Below are 18,382 nucleotides of genomic sequence, written 5' to 3'. Positions count from 1 at the left end.
TTCAATTTTTATACAGTTTATTATAACCTATCACAGGTTCTTGTCAAGACCAATCGGTCAATATCATCAAAAGCATTTTCAATTGCTTCTGAATGATACAGCTCATACATATCAAAAATAAACATGGTCAAATCTAATTTATCCCATTGTTCCAAGATCACCGGTGTGGGTATTCCCTTTTTTTGTGCATATCTCTCAATAAGGTATATAAAAAATTTCATTTCCTTAGACACACTCATCCCTCCTCAAATATAGAGAATTTCTTGGGTTCCCTGTAATCTTTTTCATTTTCCCACATATCAAATATTGCTGCTGGACCAAATTCCCACATTTCAAGCTCTGCATCTGATAACAATTTGTATGTTTCGGAATTTAAAAATATACGAAGAGCCTGCATTTGTTCAAATCCATACTTTTCTGTTATCATCTTAATTACTTCCTCATCATAATAATCCAAAATTTCAACAGACGTATTTTTCATAGCTCAATCACCTCGCATAAATTCAGGATCTTAATTGCTTCTTCACTTTTAAATGCATATTGGTCTTTTAGATTCTGTGGAAGCAGTCTTTTGACAGCCTCTTCTTCACTATAGCTTCCTTTAAGATATAAGTTAATAACAGGGATAGTGTTATCATTTGCAACTGGACCGATAACTATATCATATTTATCATCTGTCTGCCAATTCTTTCTATGTGCACTTACATATCGCAGCCATTCTTCATTTTACCTTTTGTAATTTCATATACCGATATTACGGGCTTCCCTGTGCCTCTTCTTCTTGCTGTCAGATTAGCCCACTTTCTTGCCTGATCAAAACTTGATGTTACATAGAAACCGGCACCAAAATCAAGTGCCCTGACATTTGGCAATAGCCTGGGCTCTTTTACTGCAATGTTGCTTCCGTGATATAATTTCACCTCCAAAGCACTGTTTCTACTTCCATTTTACCATATGAATTCAAAAAATCTATCCCTTATTGGACAAAGCCTATTATCTGAAAGATGTAAAAAATCAAATACAATCAACAAATATATATCTATGTTGGTTGTATTTGATTCATTTAATAACATTTTTCACTACATAATTGTGATCGTGTAGCTGTATTCCCTGCTTTCTCCTTCTTTGACAGTCAGTACATCCCTTTTTCTTCAAGCTGGTACCCTTCGTCACTACAGGTGGACAGCCCCACCCATGGCTCAATGGCACCAAAATCTCCGTGGTTTCATGGCTTAAAGTTACTGTATCGGAATCTGCCAAAAACGGAAAAACTAACATTTCTTTGAATGCAAGGCCTTCAAACTGATCAAAATGGACATAATGTATGCTGGAGAAGGGCTTCTATTACAAAAAGGTACCACTATTCGAAAGTTATTCACCACTATTGGAGGAGCGCATTTCAAAAGCGCGACGGAAATAGTGGTGGATAACTCATACTTTTCCTGCACTTCCGCATACTTTTATTTTGTCCATAACATATTTTTTAACTTCTTCACGACCTGCCGCACTATATTTCTTAGGGTCAATGGTGTCTGGATTTTCAGCAAAAACTCTGTTTACTCCATTGGTAAATGCGATACGGAGATCGGTTGCATAATTCACTTTACAGATACCGCGTTTGATACACTCTTTTACCGCTTCGTCCGGCACACCGCTTGTTCCGTGAAGCACGAGCGGAATCTCTACGACATCTCTGATCTGGCTTAAGATGTCAAACTGAAGTTTTGGTTCTCCCTTATAAACACCGTGGGCTGTACCAATCCCAACTGCGAGGGAATCAATCCCTGTTCTCTCTGCAAATTCCTTTGCTTCCTGCGGATCTGTATAGGGATTATCATCTCCGCCGTCCAGATCATCTTCTTTTCCGCCAACCTTTCCAAGTTCAGCCTCTACCGGAACTTTGGACGGATGGCAGGCATCTGTGACGGCCCTGCTGAGCGCGATATTATCTTCAAATGCTTCATGGGAACCATCAATCATGATGGATGTATAACCCGCTCTGAGTGCCTGCATCGCCAGTTCAAAGCTGCTGCCGTGATCTAAATGCATAACCACAGGAACCGATGCCCTCTTTGCGGCTGTCTCAACATTTGCAAGATAATAGTCAAGTCCCGCATATGTCACGGTAGACGGAGTTGTCTGCATGATGACCGGTGAGCGCAATTCCTCTGCTGCCTCCGCAACTGCCTGTACCATCTCCATGTTTTCTACATTGAATGCACCTACTGCATATCCGCCGGCCTGAGCTTTCCGTAATATTTCTTTTGATGTCATTAACATAATTCTATTCCCTTTCCGGATCTGATAATTTTATGATCTCAACGTTCTTTATGATTTCATCTCTCTTGGCCGTATCAAAAGTCCCTGTAAGGGGTGAAAGCGCGTTAGCAGACGCCACCGCCACTGCAAATTTCAGAGCCTCTTCCGGTTCCATATGACGTTCTAATCCTACTGCAAATGCTCCGACCATAGAGTCTCCGCATCCAACTGTATTTACCACTTCTATTTTGGGCGGTCTCCCCTGATAAATGCCTTTTTCGCATACAAGCAGTGCCCCGTCTCCTCCAAGAGAGATGACCACATACGGGATTCCTTTTTCATAGATTTTTTTGGCATATTCAATGACATCTTCACGGCTGCGGACTTTGATATGGAAAAGCAGTTCGATCTCATCCTGATTAGGCTTTACCATCGTCGGCATGCTCTCGATCCCTTTTTCCAAATATTCTCCGCTGGTATCTAAGATAACTTTCTTTCCCTCATCCTTTACAATCCGGATCATTTTTTTATAGATATCGCTTCCCATTCCACGGGGAGCGCTTCCTGAAATGGTCACAACATCACTGTCCCTAATAAGATCAGGAAATCGTTCTAAAAATGCAGCTTCTTCCTCCGGAGTAACCTGACAGCCGGGTTCCAGATATTCGGTCGAACCGTATTCCGGATCCAATATATTTATACAGCTTCTTGTTTCCCCCTCGATATGTTCAAATTCATAGGAAATTCCATCTGCGTCCAGAAGTGATTCTAAATATTGACCGTTATATCCTCCCACAAGACCGGCAGCTTTTGTGTCAGAACCGCAAAGCTTGACCACCCTTGCCACATTCAGCCCCTTTCCGCCGGCACTGTTATGTGTCTCTGCTACCCGCATTACCGTACCGTACTCTACTTTTTGGGTCATACGATATGCTTTATCGATGGAAGCATTTAATGTCACAGTTGTAATCATGCCTTTTCCCTCCCATTATTAAAGACTTTTTAAATATTTCACTCCTGCGGCGGCATCTGCCACAAGTCCGTCAATATCATCTGCTGGTTTGATTGCTCTCCAGAGTGAAACGCTCTTAGCGCTTGCTGACGTATTGAGAACGAATGGTTCCATCACCAAAGGTCCTTCAAAACCGATCTCTTTGATCGTCTCTGCAATGGCTTCCCAGTCAATATTGGTCTTTCTTCCACCGGCAGGAATCTTCCGGTTGCTTTCTCCAATATGAAGATAGCCCAGATATCCCTTTTCATGGGCTGTGCGGATGGCATCCGGAATATAATCTTCTTCAATGTTCATATGAAACGTGTCTAAAAGAAGCTTGCAATACTCACTGCCAATGGCTTCGCAGACTGCAATTCCCTCTTCTGCAGTATTGGCAGTATACTGTTCAAAACGGTTTACAATTTCTAAACACATTGTTACGCCGGCTTCTTCGGCATGTTTTGCAGCTTCGGTTAATCCTTTGACTGCATTTGCTGTGCGGACCTTCTTGATCCCGGCAATATCCTCTCCATCCGGGCGTGTATTCCATAAACCATAAGGAATTCCGGAAAAGAGTTTTGCGTCCATCTCAACACAGAGATCCAGCATCGTACATAAATGTCTGATACCGGCTTCATGAGATTCTTTGTCAGAACTGGAAACATCTCTTTCCGGTCTGAGTCCGGTCCCGTTGACTGTAACTGACAGACCTGCATCCTTGATATAGCTCTTAAGCTCCCTGCGTTCTTCTGTTGTCAAAGGAACAAAGTCCCCCGCTTTCAGTTCAATGGTGTCCATGTTGGCTTTCTTGGTCAAATCAATTATTTTATAAATGTCCAACTCGGGAGTTGTTCCATTCCAATATGCTGTCTGTAGACCAATGTTATTCTGCATGTTTATTCTCCTTGATTCTCTATAAGATTTCCGTCACAAACTACTCCAGGCTTGCGTGTCTCTTTGCCATATCGTCATTACTGCCCGGCTCTTCCCGGCTCATTTCCAAGACAGCAGCATCAAACACGATGAGCAGCATCTGTTCGAACAAACTTCCCAGTGGCTGGATGCTTGTTTTGGATGTTGAAAATTTTGTTGCAGATTCAATCGTGATATCCGGTGTCTGGATCTTTCCCAGGGTCGATCCCTCTGCTGAAGAAATCACGATCAAATCTGCCCCCTGTTTCTTTGCCGACTGAGCCGTCATACAAACACTTCCTGTTTCCCCTGAAGCAGAAGCTACGATCAGCAAATCTCCCTTTTCTACAGACGGTGTTGTGGTCTCTCCCACTACATATGCATCCAGGCCAATCTGCATCAATCTCATGGCAAGTGCTTTTAACATCAATCCCGATCTTCCGGTCCCATAAACGAAAATTCGTTTATGGGACTTGATCTTCTGAATCAGATTTGAAATCTGATGTTCAGGGATTCTGTCAGCTGATTGTTCCAATTCTTTGATAATTACTTTCATTCCCATAATTACACCTTCCTCACATGATTTCTTCCGGATATAACAAAACTTTTCCGAATCCCTTTGGATTAGCAATGATCTTTTCAAACATCTTCGGCCCCTGACTTAAGTTCACCTTATGGGTCACCATTCCAAGGACATCAACCTGTCCGTTTCCGATATATTCTACCGCGTTCACCCATTCTTTTCCCGGATATGGGGCAGAAATCGTGCACCAGGAACCGATGATCTTTAATTCATTTCTCATAATCTTTTCAAAATAGAATCTTGGTACCGGAACATCTGCATAAGGGATTCCCATGTATACAACCTCTCCGCCCTTTTTCGGCAGTCCAAGTACTCTTGCAGCCGTAAATGGATTTCCTGCAGATTCGATCGCTAAGTCCACGCCATTTCCATATTTTCTGATTTCATCATGGAAATCAATATTGGTAGAATTAATCAGTACATCAGCGCCAAACTGCCGGGCAATTTCTAGTTGTGCATCATCGATATCAATGGCAAACACTTTCTTTGCTCCAAATGCTTTTGCCCATCTAATTGCCATAAGCCCGATATTTCCGCATCCCACAACCGCAACTTCATATCCCATTTTAATATTTGTCTGATATAAGCCGTGGATCGCAACCGTTGCCGGTTCTACTAATGCGCCCTGCTCATAAGTCATACTTTCCGCCATTTTTACAAGATTAACGGCAGGCATTTTAATGTATTCCGCAAATGCACCGGGAACATAAGCTCCAATAGTATTTAAAGATTCACATCTTGACGGATGTCCGCTCTTGCAGTACTCACACTCGTGGCAAACCAAGTTCGGGCACCCCACCACACGGTCACCAGCCTTTAGTTCTGTAACAGCAGGACCAGTTTGAACAACCTCCCCTGAAAATTCATGTCCCCAGACATTCCCTTTTACATAAGGTCCTAAATTACGGTATCTTGCAATGTCCGAACCACAGATCCCGACTGCTTTTACTTTTACGATGACATCATCATCTTTTTCGATTGCAGGGTCAGCAACCTCTTCATATCTTAAATCCTGTACGTCATAAAATGTCAATGCTTTCATTATCTCACTGCCTTTCTTAAAGCCTCTGTATTCTCTTTGATATTTTTGAACAAATATCCCCCGGACACAAATACATTTGCTCCCGCTTCATAACAAGGCTTTATCGTTTCATGGTCAATACTTCCATCTACTTCAAGATCGATATCCCGGTCCCCGATCATTGCCCGGACATTTCTAATTTTCTCCACAGTTGAATTCAGGAAATGCTGTCCTCCCTCCCCGGGATTTACACTCATCAGAAGGATCATATCTACATCATCTAGTAAATACTTGATCGTCTCTTCCGGGGTCCCCGGGCTCAGCACGATCCCCGCCCTGATACCCCGATTGCGGATTTTATGCAAACAGCTTAATACCCTCGCTGTGGACTCCTGATGAATTGTTATGATATCTGCTCCTGCCTCTGCGATGCTGTCGATATGTACCTCCGGGCATTCGATCATTAAATGGACATCCAGCGGAATATCCGTCATTGATTTTAACGCTCTGATGTGATCTGCTCCAAATGCCATCCGCTCCACGAAATGTCCGTCCATCACATCTACATGCAGAAGTTCCACATTGCTCTCTTCCAGTTCTTTGATCTGATTTTTTAATTCTCCCAAGTCCGCTGCAAAGACAGATGGAGATAATTTTATTTTTCTCACGTCATACTCCTTTCTCATTTCTCTTTTGAGCTGTCAATCAAAATTTTTCCTTTTACCGCCCCGCGGGTCTTAAACATTTCAAAGCCCTCTGCGATTTTTGAAAGCGGCAGCTTCTTAAAGATCAGGGAGTCTTCCCCCTTTAACTGTCCTGTTGCAAAATAGTGCGCCACGCAGTCCCACTCATGTCCGGGGAATGGAGCCGAATAGGATAACCAGGATCCTGTCACAGTGAATTCTTTCCGATTCATGTTTTCCCATTCTTTCACAGTAAATGTTAATTCTCTTGTAGGTTTTCCGATATAGCAGATACCAGCTTTATTGGCTGCCAGCTCATATGCCATTTTCATGGTAATTGTACTTCCTGCCGTTTCGTAAATGTAATCGTAGCCTTTTCCATCTGTCAGGTCCATTGCCTTTTCCATGAAGTCTTCTTTTAATGTATTGATTCCGTCTGCTGCACCCATCTGTTTTGCCAGTTCAATTCTGTCGTCATCAATATCAAATACAACGGTCTTTGCCGCTCCAAAAATATTGGCCCACTGCATGACAAGCAGTCCGATCGTTCCGCCGCCGAGAACCGCAACCGTCTTTCCTCCTTCATACGGAAGACACTCTAATCCATGGAGGGCGACTGCTGCCGGCTCAAATAACGCGCCTTGTTCAAAGGATACTGTATCCTCAAAAGGAACCACGTTTTGCTCCGGAACACAGATATATTCTGCAAAGCTTCCTGCCTGTCTTGTTCCGATAAAACTGTAATCCTTGCAAAGTGCATAATCACCCTTCATACAGTCTTCACACTTCATACACGGAACCAATGGAGCGCCGGCTGCCCGCTGGCCTTTCTTTACTTTTGTCACCCCATCTCCCACCTCTTCTACAATTCCCGAAAACTCATGACCGAGAACGATCGGATAAAAGTGGGCTCCGTCTTCATTTACTCTGGGTACATCCGATCCGCAGATCCCTGAATATTTCACTTTTACAAGCACTTCCCCGGCTTTTGGCTCCGGGGTCTGTACTTCCTCATATCTTATGTCATCTCTTGCGTGTAAAACTCCTGCTTTCATTTATAACCACCTGATCCTTTCACATATTGGGCTTTTATAACTCTTCTGAAATCTTTTTCAGCAATTCTTCCACTTTCTTCTTTGCTGCTTCTTTATTCAGTCCGGAGACAAGCCCAAATACGCTGAGATGTGGTTTTTCAAGCGGATTTCGGTAATTTGCTGTGGTAAATACTACATCTACATCTTTTTGTTTTATAGGAACTTCAGAAATCGTTCCTTTCATTATTCTGATTTTAACGCCTGCATTTTTTGCAATTTCTTTGATTTCTTCCTGTGCGATGGTTGATGTTGCCACGCCGCTGCCGCACGCTACTAATACTTTTACTTCTTTCGCCATAATATTTCTCCTTTACTGCGATTTATTATGATTCTAATTGCTCCTGAAGATAAACTTCTGTTTCTTCATTTGAAAGTTTTTTACATTTTGTTAAGACTTCCGGATTATTCAAAAATGCCATCATTTTTTGAAGCACCGCTAAGTGTTCATCTGCATCCCTGATCGCCAAGTTGAAAATCATGTCTGTTTTCACTTCCTCTGTATCATCATCCAACCTTTTAAACGTCACCGGATGATTCAGTTTCAGTAAACAGATGGCGTTCTCTGTAATTCCTTCGTCTTTCACATGGGGAATCGCCGTTGGGATTTCTGTCGGAAGTCCTGTGGGAAAGTCCCTTTCTCGTTTCGCACAGAGATCCCCGAAATTTTCACTGACAATGCCTGCTTTATATAAGGCTTCTCCACATAGTTTGATTGCCTGTTCATTATTATCTGCTGTTCCGTGAATTACCAAATATCTAGTTTTCATTTCAAGCCTCCTCATCCGAAGATCGCCATAATTCTGTGAATAATTGATACAACTACATTGCCTGGATTCCATCCAAAATGAGATGCTGTGACACTTTTCCCAAAGTCTACATTTGTAACGGACATCATGCTTGTAGCCTCCGGAATAAACATATTTGCCAAAAACAGGGTTATGTACATTAAAATAGTCATTGCAAGTAATGACCGGAATAGATTTCCCTTGCTGCTTAATACGACCATAGGTGCCAGATAACAGATTTCAGCTAATAAACCAAGCGGAAAGAATCTCATATCCGGTACAAGAAATACAAGAAGAATGGTAACCGGGATCATAACGGCAGTACATGTGATACAGGTCGGATCACCTAAACCAAGGGCAATGTCCATACCGATATAAATATCTGCGTCTTCTCCGATTTTCTTATGCATATATTCATTTGCAGACTGTCCCAATGGAGAGAGCCCTTCCATCATGATGGAAACCATTCTCGGGATCAATACCATTGCCGCCGCAACACCCATTGCCATTGTGAGAATTTCTCCGGGACTTTGTTTCGTGATGACTGCAAGAAAAGCTCCAACTACAACACCGATGATTGCAGGATCTCCAAACACTCCAAGCTTTTGTCCCACTTTATCCATATTCAGATCAATTTTATTAAGTCCCGGGATTTTGTCTATGATCTTATTTAATCCGTAGCTGATCGGGTAGGCCCATGCTACGAAAGAAAGACAGGTACATGTGGTTCCTTCCAGTCCAAAAAATTCTTCCCATGGTTTTGCAATCCACTGGCCAAAAAACAGAACAATAATACCGCAGGCAAAAGCAACTAAAAATCCGATAACGGCACTTCCAAACAAAGCATACGCAAGTGCTCCGGGAACGAGAAAATGCATAAAATTCCAGATGTCAACATTTAAGACCTTTGTAATCTTTAAACGGACTAAAATGATATTCACAAGGATAATCGACGGAATTACAAGTACTGCAAACGGTGTCGTCCACGATGCCGCACCCAGCGCTGCAAATCCAACTTCCAAAGTGTCATATCCTGATCCTAATTTTTCATAATATTCCATTGCCGGTGTCACTGAAGTAATTAATAGATTTACTGCTAAAACAAGTCCTTGGAAACCAATTCCTACCAGCAAGCCGGCTTTAATCGCCCGGCCGATTTTCATCCCAAAGAAAATTCCCAATATTGCGATTACAACCGGCAGCAGGACGCTCGCCCCTAAACCTACAAACCCCTGAAAAAATTTTAATAGTATTTCCATTTTTACCTCCGTTTTTCTAATCGTATTATTTGTATGATGTTATGTTCCTGAGATTGTTGGCCAAACGTTCTATCTCTTGTTTACAGTTACATACTATCATGCAGCCTAAATCAAAAACAGTGAAAGGTCTTTCCCCATTCGGGAAAAAATTTAGCTTGGTCAAATCCATTTCTGTTTCTGGAAATAAAATAAATCAGTCGAATCCATTTCCGGATCCGGAAATAAATTCGACCAATCAGCTTCACCTTATTTAACTGTTGCTGTGTTCATATTTTTCAATGATTCCTGCCATTTCTTCGGGACACTCTGCCTCATGAAGCATCTGCCGGTACTCAGCATCCCTCAGCATATTTACCAGACTGAAAAATGCTTTCAGGTAGCTTTTATGGTCAATAGCGCTTAAACAGCATACAAACTCTATAGGGTCCAATTCTTCTACCCCAAATGGCACCGGATTTTTTAAACGGATCAAGTGCATGCCAAGGCGTATACTTCCTTCTTCTACTTTTGCATGTGGCATGGCAAATCCTTTTGACAATACGACATAAGAACCATATTCTTCAATGCTATGGATCATTGCGTCTATATACCTTGACTCAATATAGCCTCTCTCTACAAGCTTTTCACCGGACTTTCGCACTGCATCCTTCCAGTCTTCACATTCTACATCCACTTCAATATTCATTGCCGGCAGCAGATGATGCAGATACGGCGACAGAACCTCCGTCTCATTTTCCACAGATTGTTTAAAATAATCCCGGATCACTCTGCGCAGTTCCTTCATAAATGTCTTCGCCTTTTCTTCCGGCTCGATCATGCTGTATACAAGCGGATGGATCTCATCGATCAAACCTTTGGCGCTTAAACCGTCTTCTTCCATTCTGACCGGAAAATTTCTGCAGTTTCTCAGTGCATCGATCCTATTTCCCACACGGATATAATCCGCATCATTAAAAGCCGCTGAGACAACAACATACTCTAATGAGCAGCCTTCCAGCGGGACCGTGGAGATTACAAAGTCGGCTGCATTAGGCTCGATGCTCATCGCTTCATGGGCTGAGATCACATCCACAACCCGGAATTTAAAATGCCTTTTCAGCTTTTCCAATAATAATCTGGACGTTCCGATTCCTGCGTGGCAGGCTACAATCACACGGAAAGCAACCTCTTTATTTTTCTTTCGTTCAATGGCTGCGCATACATGGACTGCAATATATTTTATTTCTATCTCGTTTAATTGACGCTCCGTATATTGATATATAACGAACATCTGGTTGTTGACTGCCTCCAGTACATCCTGATTATCTTCCAATACCTCATTAATCACATCGACTTCCTGATAATCGATTGGAGGTGCAGAAAATATAGATCCCAGATGATTGGACAGATTCTCAAAAAAATCATAATCCGCATTCAGATCGATTCCCAGTTCCGAAGAAATACCCGAAATATATTGTCTCGTGATCATTTGGATGATAACTGTATTCTTACTGAATCTGCTGTTGTTCATGTAGCGTACTCCATCCAGAAATCTGCTGAAATACTTAATGTCGTCCTCGGTTGTAACCACATCACAATACTGTGAAATGTATTTCAGCGTATCCAGGGCAAACATATAATTCTCACTGTTCGTATCCGGCTGCGGCTCAAGAAATTCTCCCATCTGATTCCGGTTCACCATAATTCTTAAATATAAAATAATCTCCCGAAAAGAACTGTCATCCAGATATTTCTTATACCGTTGTTCCTGTTCTCCCAGAATTTTCTGAATAACAGAGGAGTCACCTGCCTGTACACTGACATGCTCAGCAACGACATTTTTATGATTTTCATAGATGGAAAGGGAGGGACGAAGAAGATTCAAAAGAAAATTTCTCTTTTCACTCTCTGCACCTTCTATACGAAGTCCCTTGTTGGCATGAGAGATCACATTCAGATTTCCTTCCCTGATAAATGCCTTAATGTCTTTCAGATCATTGATGACCGTTGCCCTGCTGACAAACAAATGATCTGCAATGGTTGCAAGCGTAATATAATCTGCAGAATTTACAATCATTGCCGATGCTGCCTGCCTGCGTTCTTTCCTTGATAATTTATAGTTGTAGAAATCCCCCTCGAGCAGTAATGACAGAGATTCTTTAAAGTTCTCCGGCGGATTGATTCTGCCGCCGCTCTGTATCAAAACTTCCTCCCGCTGATTCTGATTCAGAATCGTATTAATTTCTTTTAAATCATTGCGGATAGTTTTCTGAGACACCTGAAAATATTCTGCAAATCCTGAGACTGTAATCTCATCCTTCTCTTTACTTAATAACTGCACAATCTCAGTGCTCCGCTGGTTCATTCTAATTACCTCCAATTATTTATCTGGCAAAACAGTAACACTCTATTTCATTGTATCCTAATGGAATAGATTAAAAAAGAATGAATTTCTTCTTAAGTATAGAAATTTTTTATATCATCTGCAGATCAATCTTTTATCAATATGACCTGAAAGGGCCTCAGAATTTTTTCTTTCACCGGCTGATTGCTCAGCAGTATCTCTCCTCCTCTTACCCCAATCTTCTTTGTTCTTCGTGAAAAGTTACACAGTATAAGGAATCTTGTAAATCCGTCGTTTCTCTCATATGCCACCACTTCTTTTCCGTATTCTCTATAAGGGATGAATTTACCGTAAATTAAACACGGCTCCTGTTTTCTGAGTGCTGTCATCTTTTTGTAAAATTTCAGTACCGATTGCTCTTCTTTCTCCTGGGTCTCTGCCTCTTTCCAGTCCATCATCTCTCTTGCATTGTCTCTGCTGCGCAGGTTAATATAGTACAGTGCTTCTTCTTTTGTACATCCGTCTGACAGAGCAGAAAGGTACTGTCCTCTGCTCTCAATATCATCAAATTCACAGACAGAATCTTTCCATACATTTGTTGTTCCTAATTCCTGTCCCTGGTAAATAAAAGGAGTCCCCCTCAAAAAGAAATACATGGCAGCCAGCATGGAAGCAGCCTCATACGTCTGGTCTTTTTTATCCGGAAAAAATTTGCTCACCGCTCTGGGCTGATCGTGGTTTTCTATAAATACTGCCGGCCAGCCAGTCTTCTGAATCTCTTCCTGGCTTTTAAACAGTAACTCTCTGAATTCTTCTGTCGTCCATGTTTTCCTTTTATACCATTTCTCATCTTTTCCTTCCAGATCAAAATTTGTATAACTGAAGTCAAACATCATCGAAAAACATCCCTGCTTTCCAATATAATCTCCAAGTGATGAATATGGTACATCTACAGCCTCTGAGACAGTGACACAGTCCAGTGGGTCAAATACTTGGTTTTTAAGTTCCCTCAAAAAGGCTTCAATCCCTTTTACATTTCTTACATACGGAAGGCAGCTTGCCAGCCCATCCCTTCCATCAGGTTTTCCGTCAGGAAAAGTGTGATCCTTTTTTATAAAATTGATGGCATCCACACGAAATCCCGCAATTCCTTTTTTCATCCACCACCGGATCATTTCATACAGTTCTTTTCTCATGTCTTCGTTTTCCCAGTTAAGATCCGGCTGCCTTTTTGAAAAAGAATGAAAGTAGTACTCCTCCGTTCCCTCAACAGGCTCCCACACTGATCCCCCGAAAACAGACCTTAAATTGCTCGGTGGGCGCCCATTCCTGGATTTCTTAAATATATAATAATCCCTGTATCTGCTTTTTGGATCCCTCAGCGCGTTCTGAAACCAGACATGTTCATCCGATGTGTGATTGAGCACCAGATCCATCATGATTTTCATCCCCCTGATCCCCGCCTCATCTATGAGCTTTTCCAAATCCTCCATCGTCCCAAACATGGGATGAACGGCATAATAATCCGAAACATCGTAACCATTGTCATCCATCGGTGAAGCATAGACCGGACAGATCCACAGCATGGTCACTCCCAGATCACTAAGATAATCAAGATGCTTTAAAATTCCTCTCAAATCTCCGATTCCATCCCCGCTACTGTCGCAAAAACTTTTCGGATATATCTGATATACAATTTCCTGTTTTCCTTTCTGACTGTCCATAACCTGCCCCTTTCCTAAAGAAAAGAATTGCTCCCATTGAGAGAACAATGTAAAATAATAAAGTGACATTTTTATATGATAGGAGTGATTTTTTGAATACAAACAACGAAACAGCCCTTGGAACCATGCCTGTTGGCAAATTATTGTTCCAGCTGGCTGTTCCCACCATTGCCGCCCAAGTCATAAACGCGCTGTATAATATGGTGGACCGCATTTACATCGGCCGTCTTCCGGGAGGAGAAGGACCTCTTGCCATTGCAGGGCTTGGAATTGCTTTTCCGATCATTATGATCATTTCTGCATTTGCCTCCATGATCGGTATGGGAGGAAGCCCCAGAGTCTCAATAAAAATGGGACAGCAGGATCATGACGGGGCGGAAAAAATCCTTGGGAATGCCGTCACAGCTTTGATTGCTCTGGCCGTTCCTCTTACCCTGTTTTTTTATCTTGCAAAAGAACCTCTGCTTTCCATGTTTGGAGCGACAGACAATATACTGCCTTATGCCAATGACTATCTGGGCATCTATCTGCTCGGCTCCATTTTTGTCATGTTTTCTCTCGGCCTGAACAGCTTTATCACCTGCCAGGGGTTTGCCAGGACCAGTATGCTCACAGTGCTGATTGGGGCTCTATTAAATATCGTACTGGACCCAATCTTTATTTTTATCATGGGTCTCGGTGTCAAGGGCTCCGCCTTAGCTACCGTCATTTCCCAGGGGGTCTCTGCTGCCTGGGTCCTCCGTTTTTTAACCGGAAAGAAAACGGATCTCAAGATCCGCAGGAAAAATCTCAGGCTGGAAGCAAAAGTTCTCCTCCCTGTTATCGCCCTGGGGATCGCGCCGTTTATTATGCAGTCCACAGAAAGTCTGGTACAGATCACATTAAACTCAGGAATGAAACGCTACGGTGGTGCCAGCGCAGACTCCCTTGTCTCTGTCACGACCATTGCCATAAGCGCCATGCAGTTTCTATCCATGCCCGCCCTGGGACTCGCCCAGGGTGCACAGCCGATCATCAGCTTTAACTATGGAAGCCGGAATATGGACCGGGTAAAAAAGGCCTTTCGCCTGTTATTTGTGATCACTGTGGCCTACACTTTGGGAATCTGGGCCCTCTCCATGGCAGTTCCCCAGATCTATATCTATCTGTTTTCCAGCGGTGAGGCAGCCAGGCAGCTCTCTGTCCTCGGCAGACCCATGATCCGCATTTTCATGGGAGGCTTTCTGTTTATCGGGGCACAGTACGCCTGCCAAAATACATTCATGGCACTGGGCAGGGCAAAGATTTCTCTTGTCATGGCCCTTCTGAGAAAGATCATCCTGCTGATCCCTCTGGCCTTGTTCCTGCCGTTATTTTTTGGCACTACGGGAATCTTCGCGGCAGAACCGATTGCAGATATTCTGGCCTCTGCCGTCACCACCGGAGTTTTCTATTTTATGTCAAAAAAACTGCTCGTATATGCTCCTGATGATTCTGAACAGGGGAATCCTGCAGAGGAGGAAATGAAAGCTTAGTTTTTAAAATCAGGAGGGACTGCCCGGTTAAGCATCCCTCCTGAAATTAAATACTTAAAGAATCATAAACTGGTTTTTGCCCCTTACTTTTGCTTCATACAATGCACCGTCCGCTCTCTCGATGATCTGCTCATAGGAATCATTATCCTGGATCAAAGTAATACCCATACTGATATTCACATGGACTTTCCCCGTCACTTCCCGAAGGATCCTGCCGGCAATCTCCCTTATCTTCTCTTTCTCTGTAATCCCATAGATCAGACAGGTAAATTCATCTCCTCCGTAGCGGCTGACTACATCTTTTTCGCGAAGATTTTTCTCTAAATGTCTGGCCACGGCAGTCAAAACTTCGTCTCCCTTTTGGTGTCCATAAGTATCATTGATTCTTTTAAAGTCATCCACGTCCAGAAAGAAACAGGCACGGTACTTTTTATTCCGCTTTAAATCCTTTTCCAGTAATTTTTGAAAATATTTACGGTTTATGACACCTGTCAGCACATCTTTTGTATTCTCTCTTTTTTCGTTTCTATGGATTTTAAAAAACTGCAGGCTAAAGAATAAAAGCAGAATGGTAATCAGCACACCCTGAATGGTAATCAGCACACCCTTGGTCATGAGTATAAATGTCTCGCTTTTTAAAGAATACAGTGTTCCTTCATAGAGTTCCGCCACAGCCAACGTACAAATTATCCAGTCACTGATATCCGCCAGTTCATAGTAAAGCATGCGCAATTTTCCTTTGTTTTGATAGTTCAGAAAACCGCTGCTTCCTTTCTGTACGTTTGCCTCCATCTCATGCAGCTGTGCCGGGTCATCGTATTTCATAGTCTTGAGCATATCATACATGGTCGGAAATTTCTCCATTCCTTCATAGGAAGCGACCATCCTGCCTTTTCGTGTAAACACAAGTACAGCTCCCATCCCGCTGGTATCTTTCCCATTGAGAAGTCTTCCCAGCTCCATTGTGCTGTACTCCAGGCAGATGGCGCCTTCAAATCTGCCCTGCTTTATCATAGGCACACCGATGATAATGGATTCGGTTCCTTCTTCTTCATCAAAAAGTACTTTGGAGATGCTGCTCTTTTGTTTTTTAAGAACTTTGTAGTACTGTCTCCCGGAGATATCCATCTTCTTATGGCTGCTGTAGTAAATCGTTCCTCTGCTGTCTGCAACTCCGATTTTCATTCCTTTTGTATCGAACTTTTTGACTACATTCCACCAGTTTTCTTTCCCTGTCCCATCTGGAATATCACATATGACCGCAAGACTCTCCAGCCAGTTTTTCCCGTCCTTTAACAGTGAATTCAAAGCTGCCTTGGCCGTATCATTTGTAGTCTGCAGGTCATGTTTTGTCTGGGCTGCGATCTTTTGATCCATTTCACGGTAATACTGTACAAACGAAAAAATGAAATATGAAAGCAGCGCTATAATTACCAGAAGGATGACTGCTGAATTTATTTGAATTTTTTTCTTTCTTTCTCCCATGCAGTCTCTCCTGTTCTGTGAAGCCATAAATTCTTACTTTCATTATACCCCATTTACCCGGACAATAAAAGAAAACCCGGATCCTGAATTTACATTTGCAGGAAACCGGGTTTTCTTCGGTGATAATGTTATTTCACAGCTGCGACCGCTTCTATTTCAAAAAGCGCCCCTTTGGGAAGTGCCGCCACTTCCACACAGGACCGGGCGGGTTTGTTGTCTCCGAACCTTTTCTCATAAATTGCATTGATTGCCGCAAAATCATTGATATCGTCTAAAAATACAGTAGTCTTGATCACATCACTAAGAGATAATCCTGCCTCTTTCAGTACTTCATCCAGGTTGCTCAGTGCCTGGTCCGCCTGTGCTTCCACTCCATCCGGCAGAGTTCCATTTTCCGGGTCCAGCCCAAGCTGTCCTGAAGTAAATACAAGTTCACCCGCTTTTACCGCATGGCAGTATGGTCCCACTGCTGCGGGAGCTTTCTGTGCATTGATAGTCTCACATGTCATAGCTGATTCCTCACTTTCTAAAAAATAATTAGGTTCATACAATTTTTTTGTATCACTATTATAGCACAGACTGTGTCCGGCGTCCATGCTTTTAGCTGCTTATGCTCACCCTGAGCTTTTTATTTTGCTGATCGGTCTTTTCCATGCTCTTCTCATCCGGTGCATCTTTTGTGGCATAGTAGTCAATATAGTAAAATAATTCTTTTTTCAGGCCACTGAAGGTATAGGTGTTTTTACCTTTTGTTAATTCTATCATTTGGGGTTCTCCCTTTTCATCGATGTTGTTCAGTGACAGTACCGGTTTCAGAGAAAGATCTCCTTTTGAAATATCTTCAAATGTAACTGTAAGTTTCCCGCTCTTTGACTGAAAGACATTTCCAATGACAAGTTCCCCAAATGTCCCCTTCGTCCCGTCGGTCTTCTGCATAGCATCCACATCGAAGTAGAGAACACCGTTTTCGCTGAATTTCATGAAACGGCTGCCTTTAAAGACAAGCTTTGAGGCGTCAGTCTCCCGATCGGTCTTTACAAACCCGTCAAACAGAGAAGTCACAGTCTTCTTTTTTGCTTTGACATCGTATTGGACCAAAGAAAGATTTTTAAACATCTGATCTTCCTTCATATATACACCGGATGGGTATCCGAGGAAGTCCACGGTGCTGTCATTTTGGATCAGCGCATTGGAATCATTCTGCCCATTTTCCATAAGTTCCCGGATCACCTCTTCCTTCGGGCGTCCGGCAAACTTCTTTTTGTCTGTATTCTGGATATCCCCTTCGTAGACATCATCAAAAGCCTGTTTTTTATCCGACAGAGTCTGTTCCTTCACATCATAGAAATAGTCTTTAACCGTATCTTCCCCTTTTGTTCTCAAGAGCCGGACCATATTTCCGTCACTGGAAACGATGATCTTTGCCTCTGTCTCCCCATCCTCGGAAAATAATTTCATTTTTGCCAGGTCCAAAGCTGCAGTAACTTTCTTCTCCTTCAGATCAAAGACATAGAAGCCCTGGGAATTGTGGAACATCACCCTGTCATCTGAAGCGTAGTCCAGTTTTGGGAAATCAGAAACTTCGTCTTTTTTGGTTGTCTCTCCTATGAATGCTTTCAGATCTTTTTCCGATACGAAAGGCTTCTGGTTTTGTTCAGATTTTTTTTGACATCCTGCCGCTGCCAGGGCAAGCATGACTGCCGCTGCAAACATAACAATCCTGATTTTTCTTTTCATGGTCTCACT

The 18,382-nt window shown here is 42.6% G+C and carries 18 protein-coding genes and 1 pseudogene; 1 reads left to right on the top strand and 18 read right to left on the bottom strand.

The features are described 5' to 3' along the window. Positions 1 to 20 precede the first annotated feature (20 nt). From ANCC_RS04515 to ANCC_RS04445, 15 genes and pseudogenes are all read right to left on the bottom strand, one after another. Positions 21 to 239: a DUF3791 domain-containing protein gene (locus ANCC_RS04515; RefSeq protein ID WP_006566504.1), complete on the bottom strand. Its 219-nt coding sequence runs from the start codon at positions 237 to 239 to the stop codon at positions 21 to 23. Further along, on the bottom strand, positions 236 to 481 hold the full coding sequence (locus tag ANCC_RS04510; protein ID WP_006566505.1) for a hypothetical protein: 246 nt from the start codon (positions 479 to 481) through the stop codon (positions 236 to 238). The genes ANCC_RS04515 and ANCC_RS04510 overlap by 4 nt, the downstream gene beginning before the upstream one ends. Further along, a pseudogene (locus ANCC_RS17980) lies at positions 478 to 920 on the bottom strand (DUF3990 domain-containing protein). Before ANCC_RS17980 ends, ANCC_RS04510 begins: the two are co-directional and overlap by 4 nt. A 511-nt stretch (positions 921 to 1,431) precedes the next feature. Then, positions 1,432 to 2,280 (bottom strand): class II fructose-1,6-bisphosphate aldolase, encoded by an 849-nt coding sequence (gene fba / locus ANCC_RS04500; RefSeq protein ID WP_006566507.1) that lies wholly within the window; start codon positions 2,278 to 2,280, stop codon positions 1,432 to 1,434. A 4-nt stretch (positions 2,281 to 2,284) separates the two neighbouring features. Next, positions 2,285 to 3,232, bottom strand: coding sequence for a 1-phosphofructokinase (gene pfkB / locus ANCC_RS04495; protein ID WP_006566508.1), 948 nt, complete (start codon positions 3,230 to 3,232; stop codon positions 2,285 to 2,287). An 18-nt stretch (positions 3,233 to 3,250) separates the two neighbouring features. After that, entirely contained in the window at positions 3,251 to 4,147 is an 897-nt protein-coding gene (locus ANCC_RS04490) for a sugar phosphate isomerase/epimerase family protein (protein WP_006566509.1), read from the bottom strand. A gap of 40 nt (positions 4,148 to 4,187) precedes the next feature. Next, on the bottom strand, positions 4,188 to 4,727 hold the full coding sequence (hxlB, locus tag ANCC_RS04485; protein ID WP_006566510.1) for a 6-phospho-3-hexuloisomerase: 540 nt from the start codon (positions 4,725 to 4,727) through the stop codon (positions 4,188 to 4,190). A gap of 13 nt (positions 4,728 to 4,740) precedes the next feature. Next, positions 4,741 to 5,790, bottom strand: coding sequence for a galactitol-1-phosphate 5-dehydrogenase (locus ANCC_RS04480; RefSeq protein ID WP_006566511.1), 1,050 nt, complete (start codon positions 5,788 to 5,790; stop codon positions 4,741 to 4,743). Then, complete coding sequence (gene rpe, locus ANCC_RS04475) at positions 5,790 to 6,437, bottom strand: ribulose-phosphate 3-epimerase (protein WP_156340668.1); 648 nt, start codon at positions 6,435 to 6,437, stop codon at positions 5,790 to 5,792. The genes ANCC_RS04480 and rpe overlap by 1 nt, the downstream gene beginning before the upstream one ends. Before the next feature lie 14 nt (positions 6,438 to 6,451). Beyond that, positions 6,452 to 7,507, bottom strand: a complete 1,056-nt coding sequence (locus ANCC_RS04470; RefSeq protein WP_006566513.1) for a galactitol-1-phosphate 5-dehydrogenase — start codon at positions 7,505 to 7,507, stop codon at positions 6,452 to 6,454. A gap of 34 nt (positions 7,508 to 7,541) precedes the next feature. Further along, positions 7,542 to 7,844 (bottom strand): PTS sugar transporter subunit IIB, encoded by a 303-nt coding sequence (locus ANCC_RS04465; RefSeq protein ID WP_006566514.1) that lies wholly within the window; start codon positions 7,842 to 7,844, stop codon positions 7,542 to 7,544. A 25-nt stretch (positions 7,845 to 7,869) separates the two neighbouring features. Further along, positions 7,870 to 8,313 carry a PTS sugar transporter subunit IIA gene (locus tag ANCC_RS04460; RefSeq protein WP_009289059.1) on the bottom strand — a complete coding sequence of 148 codons (444 nt, stop codon included), beginning with the start codon at positions 8,311 to 8,313 and terminating at the stop codon, positions 7,870 to 7,872. Positions 8,314 to 8,324: 11 nt separating this feature from the next. Beyond that, on the bottom strand, positions 8,325 to 9,590 hold the full coding sequence (locus ANCC_RS04455; RefSeq protein ID WP_006566516.1) for a PTS transporter subunit IIC: 1,266 nt from the start codon (positions 9,588 to 9,590) through the stop codon (positions 8,325 to 8,327). 250 nt (positions 9,591 to 9,840) lie between these two features. Continuing rightward, the gene (locus ANCC_RS04450) at positions 9,841 to 11,934 is read right to left on the bottom strand and encodes a BglG family transcription antiterminator (RefSeq protein ID WP_006566517.1); all 2,094 of its coding nucleotides are present in this window, start codon (positions 11,932 to 11,934) and stop codon (positions 9,841 to 9,843) included. A 125-nt stretch (positions 11,935 to 12,059) separates the two neighbouring features. After that, positions 12,060 to 13,637 carry an alpha-glucosidase gene (locus tag ANCC_RS04445; protein WP_233458260.1) on the bottom strand — a complete coding sequence of 526 codons (1,578 nt, stop codon included), beginning with the start codon at positions 13,635 to 13,637 and terminating at the stop codon, positions 12,060 to 12,062. A 125-nt stretch (positions 13,638 to 13,762) separates the two neighbouring features. On the opposite strand from ANCC_RS04445, the gene ANCC_RS04440 reads away from it, so the two are divergent. After that, positions 13,763 to 15,151 (top strand): MATE family efflux transporter, encoded by a 1,389-nt coding sequence (locus ANCC_RS04440; protein ID WP_039946519.1) that lies wholly within the window; start codon positions 13,763 to 13,765, stop codon positions 15,149 to 15,151. Positions 15,152 to 15,205: 54 nt separating this feature from the next. On the opposite strand, the gene ANCC_RS04435 is transcribed toward ANCC_RS04440, so the two are convergent. The 3 genes from ANCC_RS04435 to ANCC_RS04425 all read right to left on the bottom strand — a co-directional run bounded on the left by ANCC_RS04435 (position 15,206) and on the right by ANCC_RS04425 (position 18,373). Continuing rightward, on the bottom strand, positions 15,206 to 16,636 hold the full coding sequence (locus tag ANCC_RS04435) for a sensor domain-containing diguanylate cyclase (protein WP_006566520.1): 1,431 nt from the start codon (positions 16,634 to 16,636) through the stop codon (positions 15,206 to 15,208). A 128-nt stretch (positions 16,637 to 16,764) separates the two neighbouring features. Further along, entirely contained in the window at positions 16,765 to 17,145 is a 381-nt protein-coding gene (locus ANCC_RS04430) for a RidA family protein (RefSeq protein WP_039946522.1), read from the bottom strand. 91 nt (positions 17,146 to 17,236) lie between these two features. Beyond that, positions 17,237 to 18,373: a hypothetical protein gene (locus tag ANCC_RS04425; RefSeq protein ID WP_006566522.1), complete on the bottom strand. Its 1,137-nt coding sequence runs from the start codon at positions 18,371 to 18,373 to the stop codon at positions 17,237 to 17,239. Positions 18,374 to 18,382: the final 9 nt, after the last annotated feature.

This window comes from Anaerostipes caccae L1-92, assembly GCF_014467075.1.
GTDB classification, from domain to species: Bacteria; Bacillota; Clostridia; order Lachnospirales; family Lachnospiraceae; genus Anaerostipes; species Anaerostipes caccae.
The sequence above is the reverse complement of the archived record's forward strand: the minus strand, read 5'-3'. Positions and strand labels throughout refer to the sequence as shown.

Excerpts from the sequence above, each read along its gene's own strand:
- ANCC_RS04440 (WP_039946519.1), top strand. The coding sequence starts at position 13,763 with ATGCCTGTTGGCAAATTATTGTTCCAGCTGGCTGTTCCCACCATTGCC.
- ANCC_RS04425 (WP_006566522.1), bottom strand. The coding sequence starts at position 18,373 with ATGAAAAGAAAAATCAGGATTGTTATGTTTGCAGCGGCAGTCATGCTT.
- ANCC_RS04460 (WP_009289059.1), bottom strand. The coding sequence starts at position 8,313 with ATGAAAACTAGATATTTGGTAATTCACGGAACAGCAGATAATAATGAA.
- ANCC_RS04490 (WP_006566509.1), bottom strand. The coding sequence starts at position 4,147 with ATGCAGAATAACATTGGTCTACAGACAGCATATTGGAATGGAACAACT.
- ANCC_RS04515 (WP_006566504.1), bottom strand. The coding sequence starts at position 239 with ATGAGTGTGTCTAAGGAAATGAAATTTTTTATATACCTTATTGAGAGA.
- ANCC_RS04430 (WP_039946522.1), bottom strand. The coding sequence starts at position 17,145 with ATGACATGTGAGACTATCAATGCACAGAAAGCTCCCGCAGCAGTGGGA.
- ANCC_RS04470 (WP_006566513.1), bottom strand. The coding sequence starts at position 7,507 with ATGAAAGCAGGAGTTTTACACGCAAGAGATGACATAAGATATGAGGAA.
- ANCC_RS04480 (WP_006566511.1), bottom strand. The coding sequence starts at position 5,790 with ATGAAAGCATTGACATTTTATGACGTACAGGATTTAAGATATGAAGAG.
- ANCC_RS04445 (WP_233458260.1), bottom strand. The coding sequence starts at position 13,637 with ATGGACAGTCAGAAAGGAAAACAGGAAATTGTATATCAGATATATCCG.
- ANCC_RS04455 (WP_006566516.1), bottom strand. The coding sequence starts at position 9,590 with ATGGAAATACTATTAAAATTTTTTCAGGGGTTTGTAGGTTTAGGGGCG.
- fba (WP_006566507.1), bottom strand. The coding sequence starts at position 2,280 with ATGTTAATGACATCAAAAGAAATATTACGGAAAGCTCAGGCCGGCGGA.
- ANCC_RS04435 (WP_006566520.1), bottom strand. The coding sequence starts at position 16,636 with ATGGGAGAAAGAAAGAAAAAAATTCAAATAAATTCAGCAGTCATCCTT.
- ANCC_RS04465 (WP_006566514.1), bottom strand. The coding sequence starts at position 7,844 with ATGGCGAAAGAAGTAAAAGTATTAGTAGCGTGCGGCAGCGGCGTGGCA.
- ANCC_RS04510 (WP_006566505.1), bottom strand. The coding sequence starts at position 481 with ATGAAAAATACGTCTGTTGAAATTTTGGATTATTATGATGAGGAAGTA.
- pfkB (WP_006566508.1), bottom strand. The coding sequence starts at position 3,232 with ATGATTACAACTGTGACATTAAATGCTTCCATCGATAAAGCATATCGT.
- hxlB (WP_006566510.1), bottom strand. The coding sequence starts at position 4,727 with ATGGGAATGAAAGTAATTATCAAAGAATTGGAACAATCAGCTGACAGA.
- ANCC_RS04450 (WP_006566517.1), bottom strand. The coding sequence starts at position 11,934 with ATGAACCAGCGGAGCACTGAGATTGTGCAGTTATTAAGTAAAGAGAAG.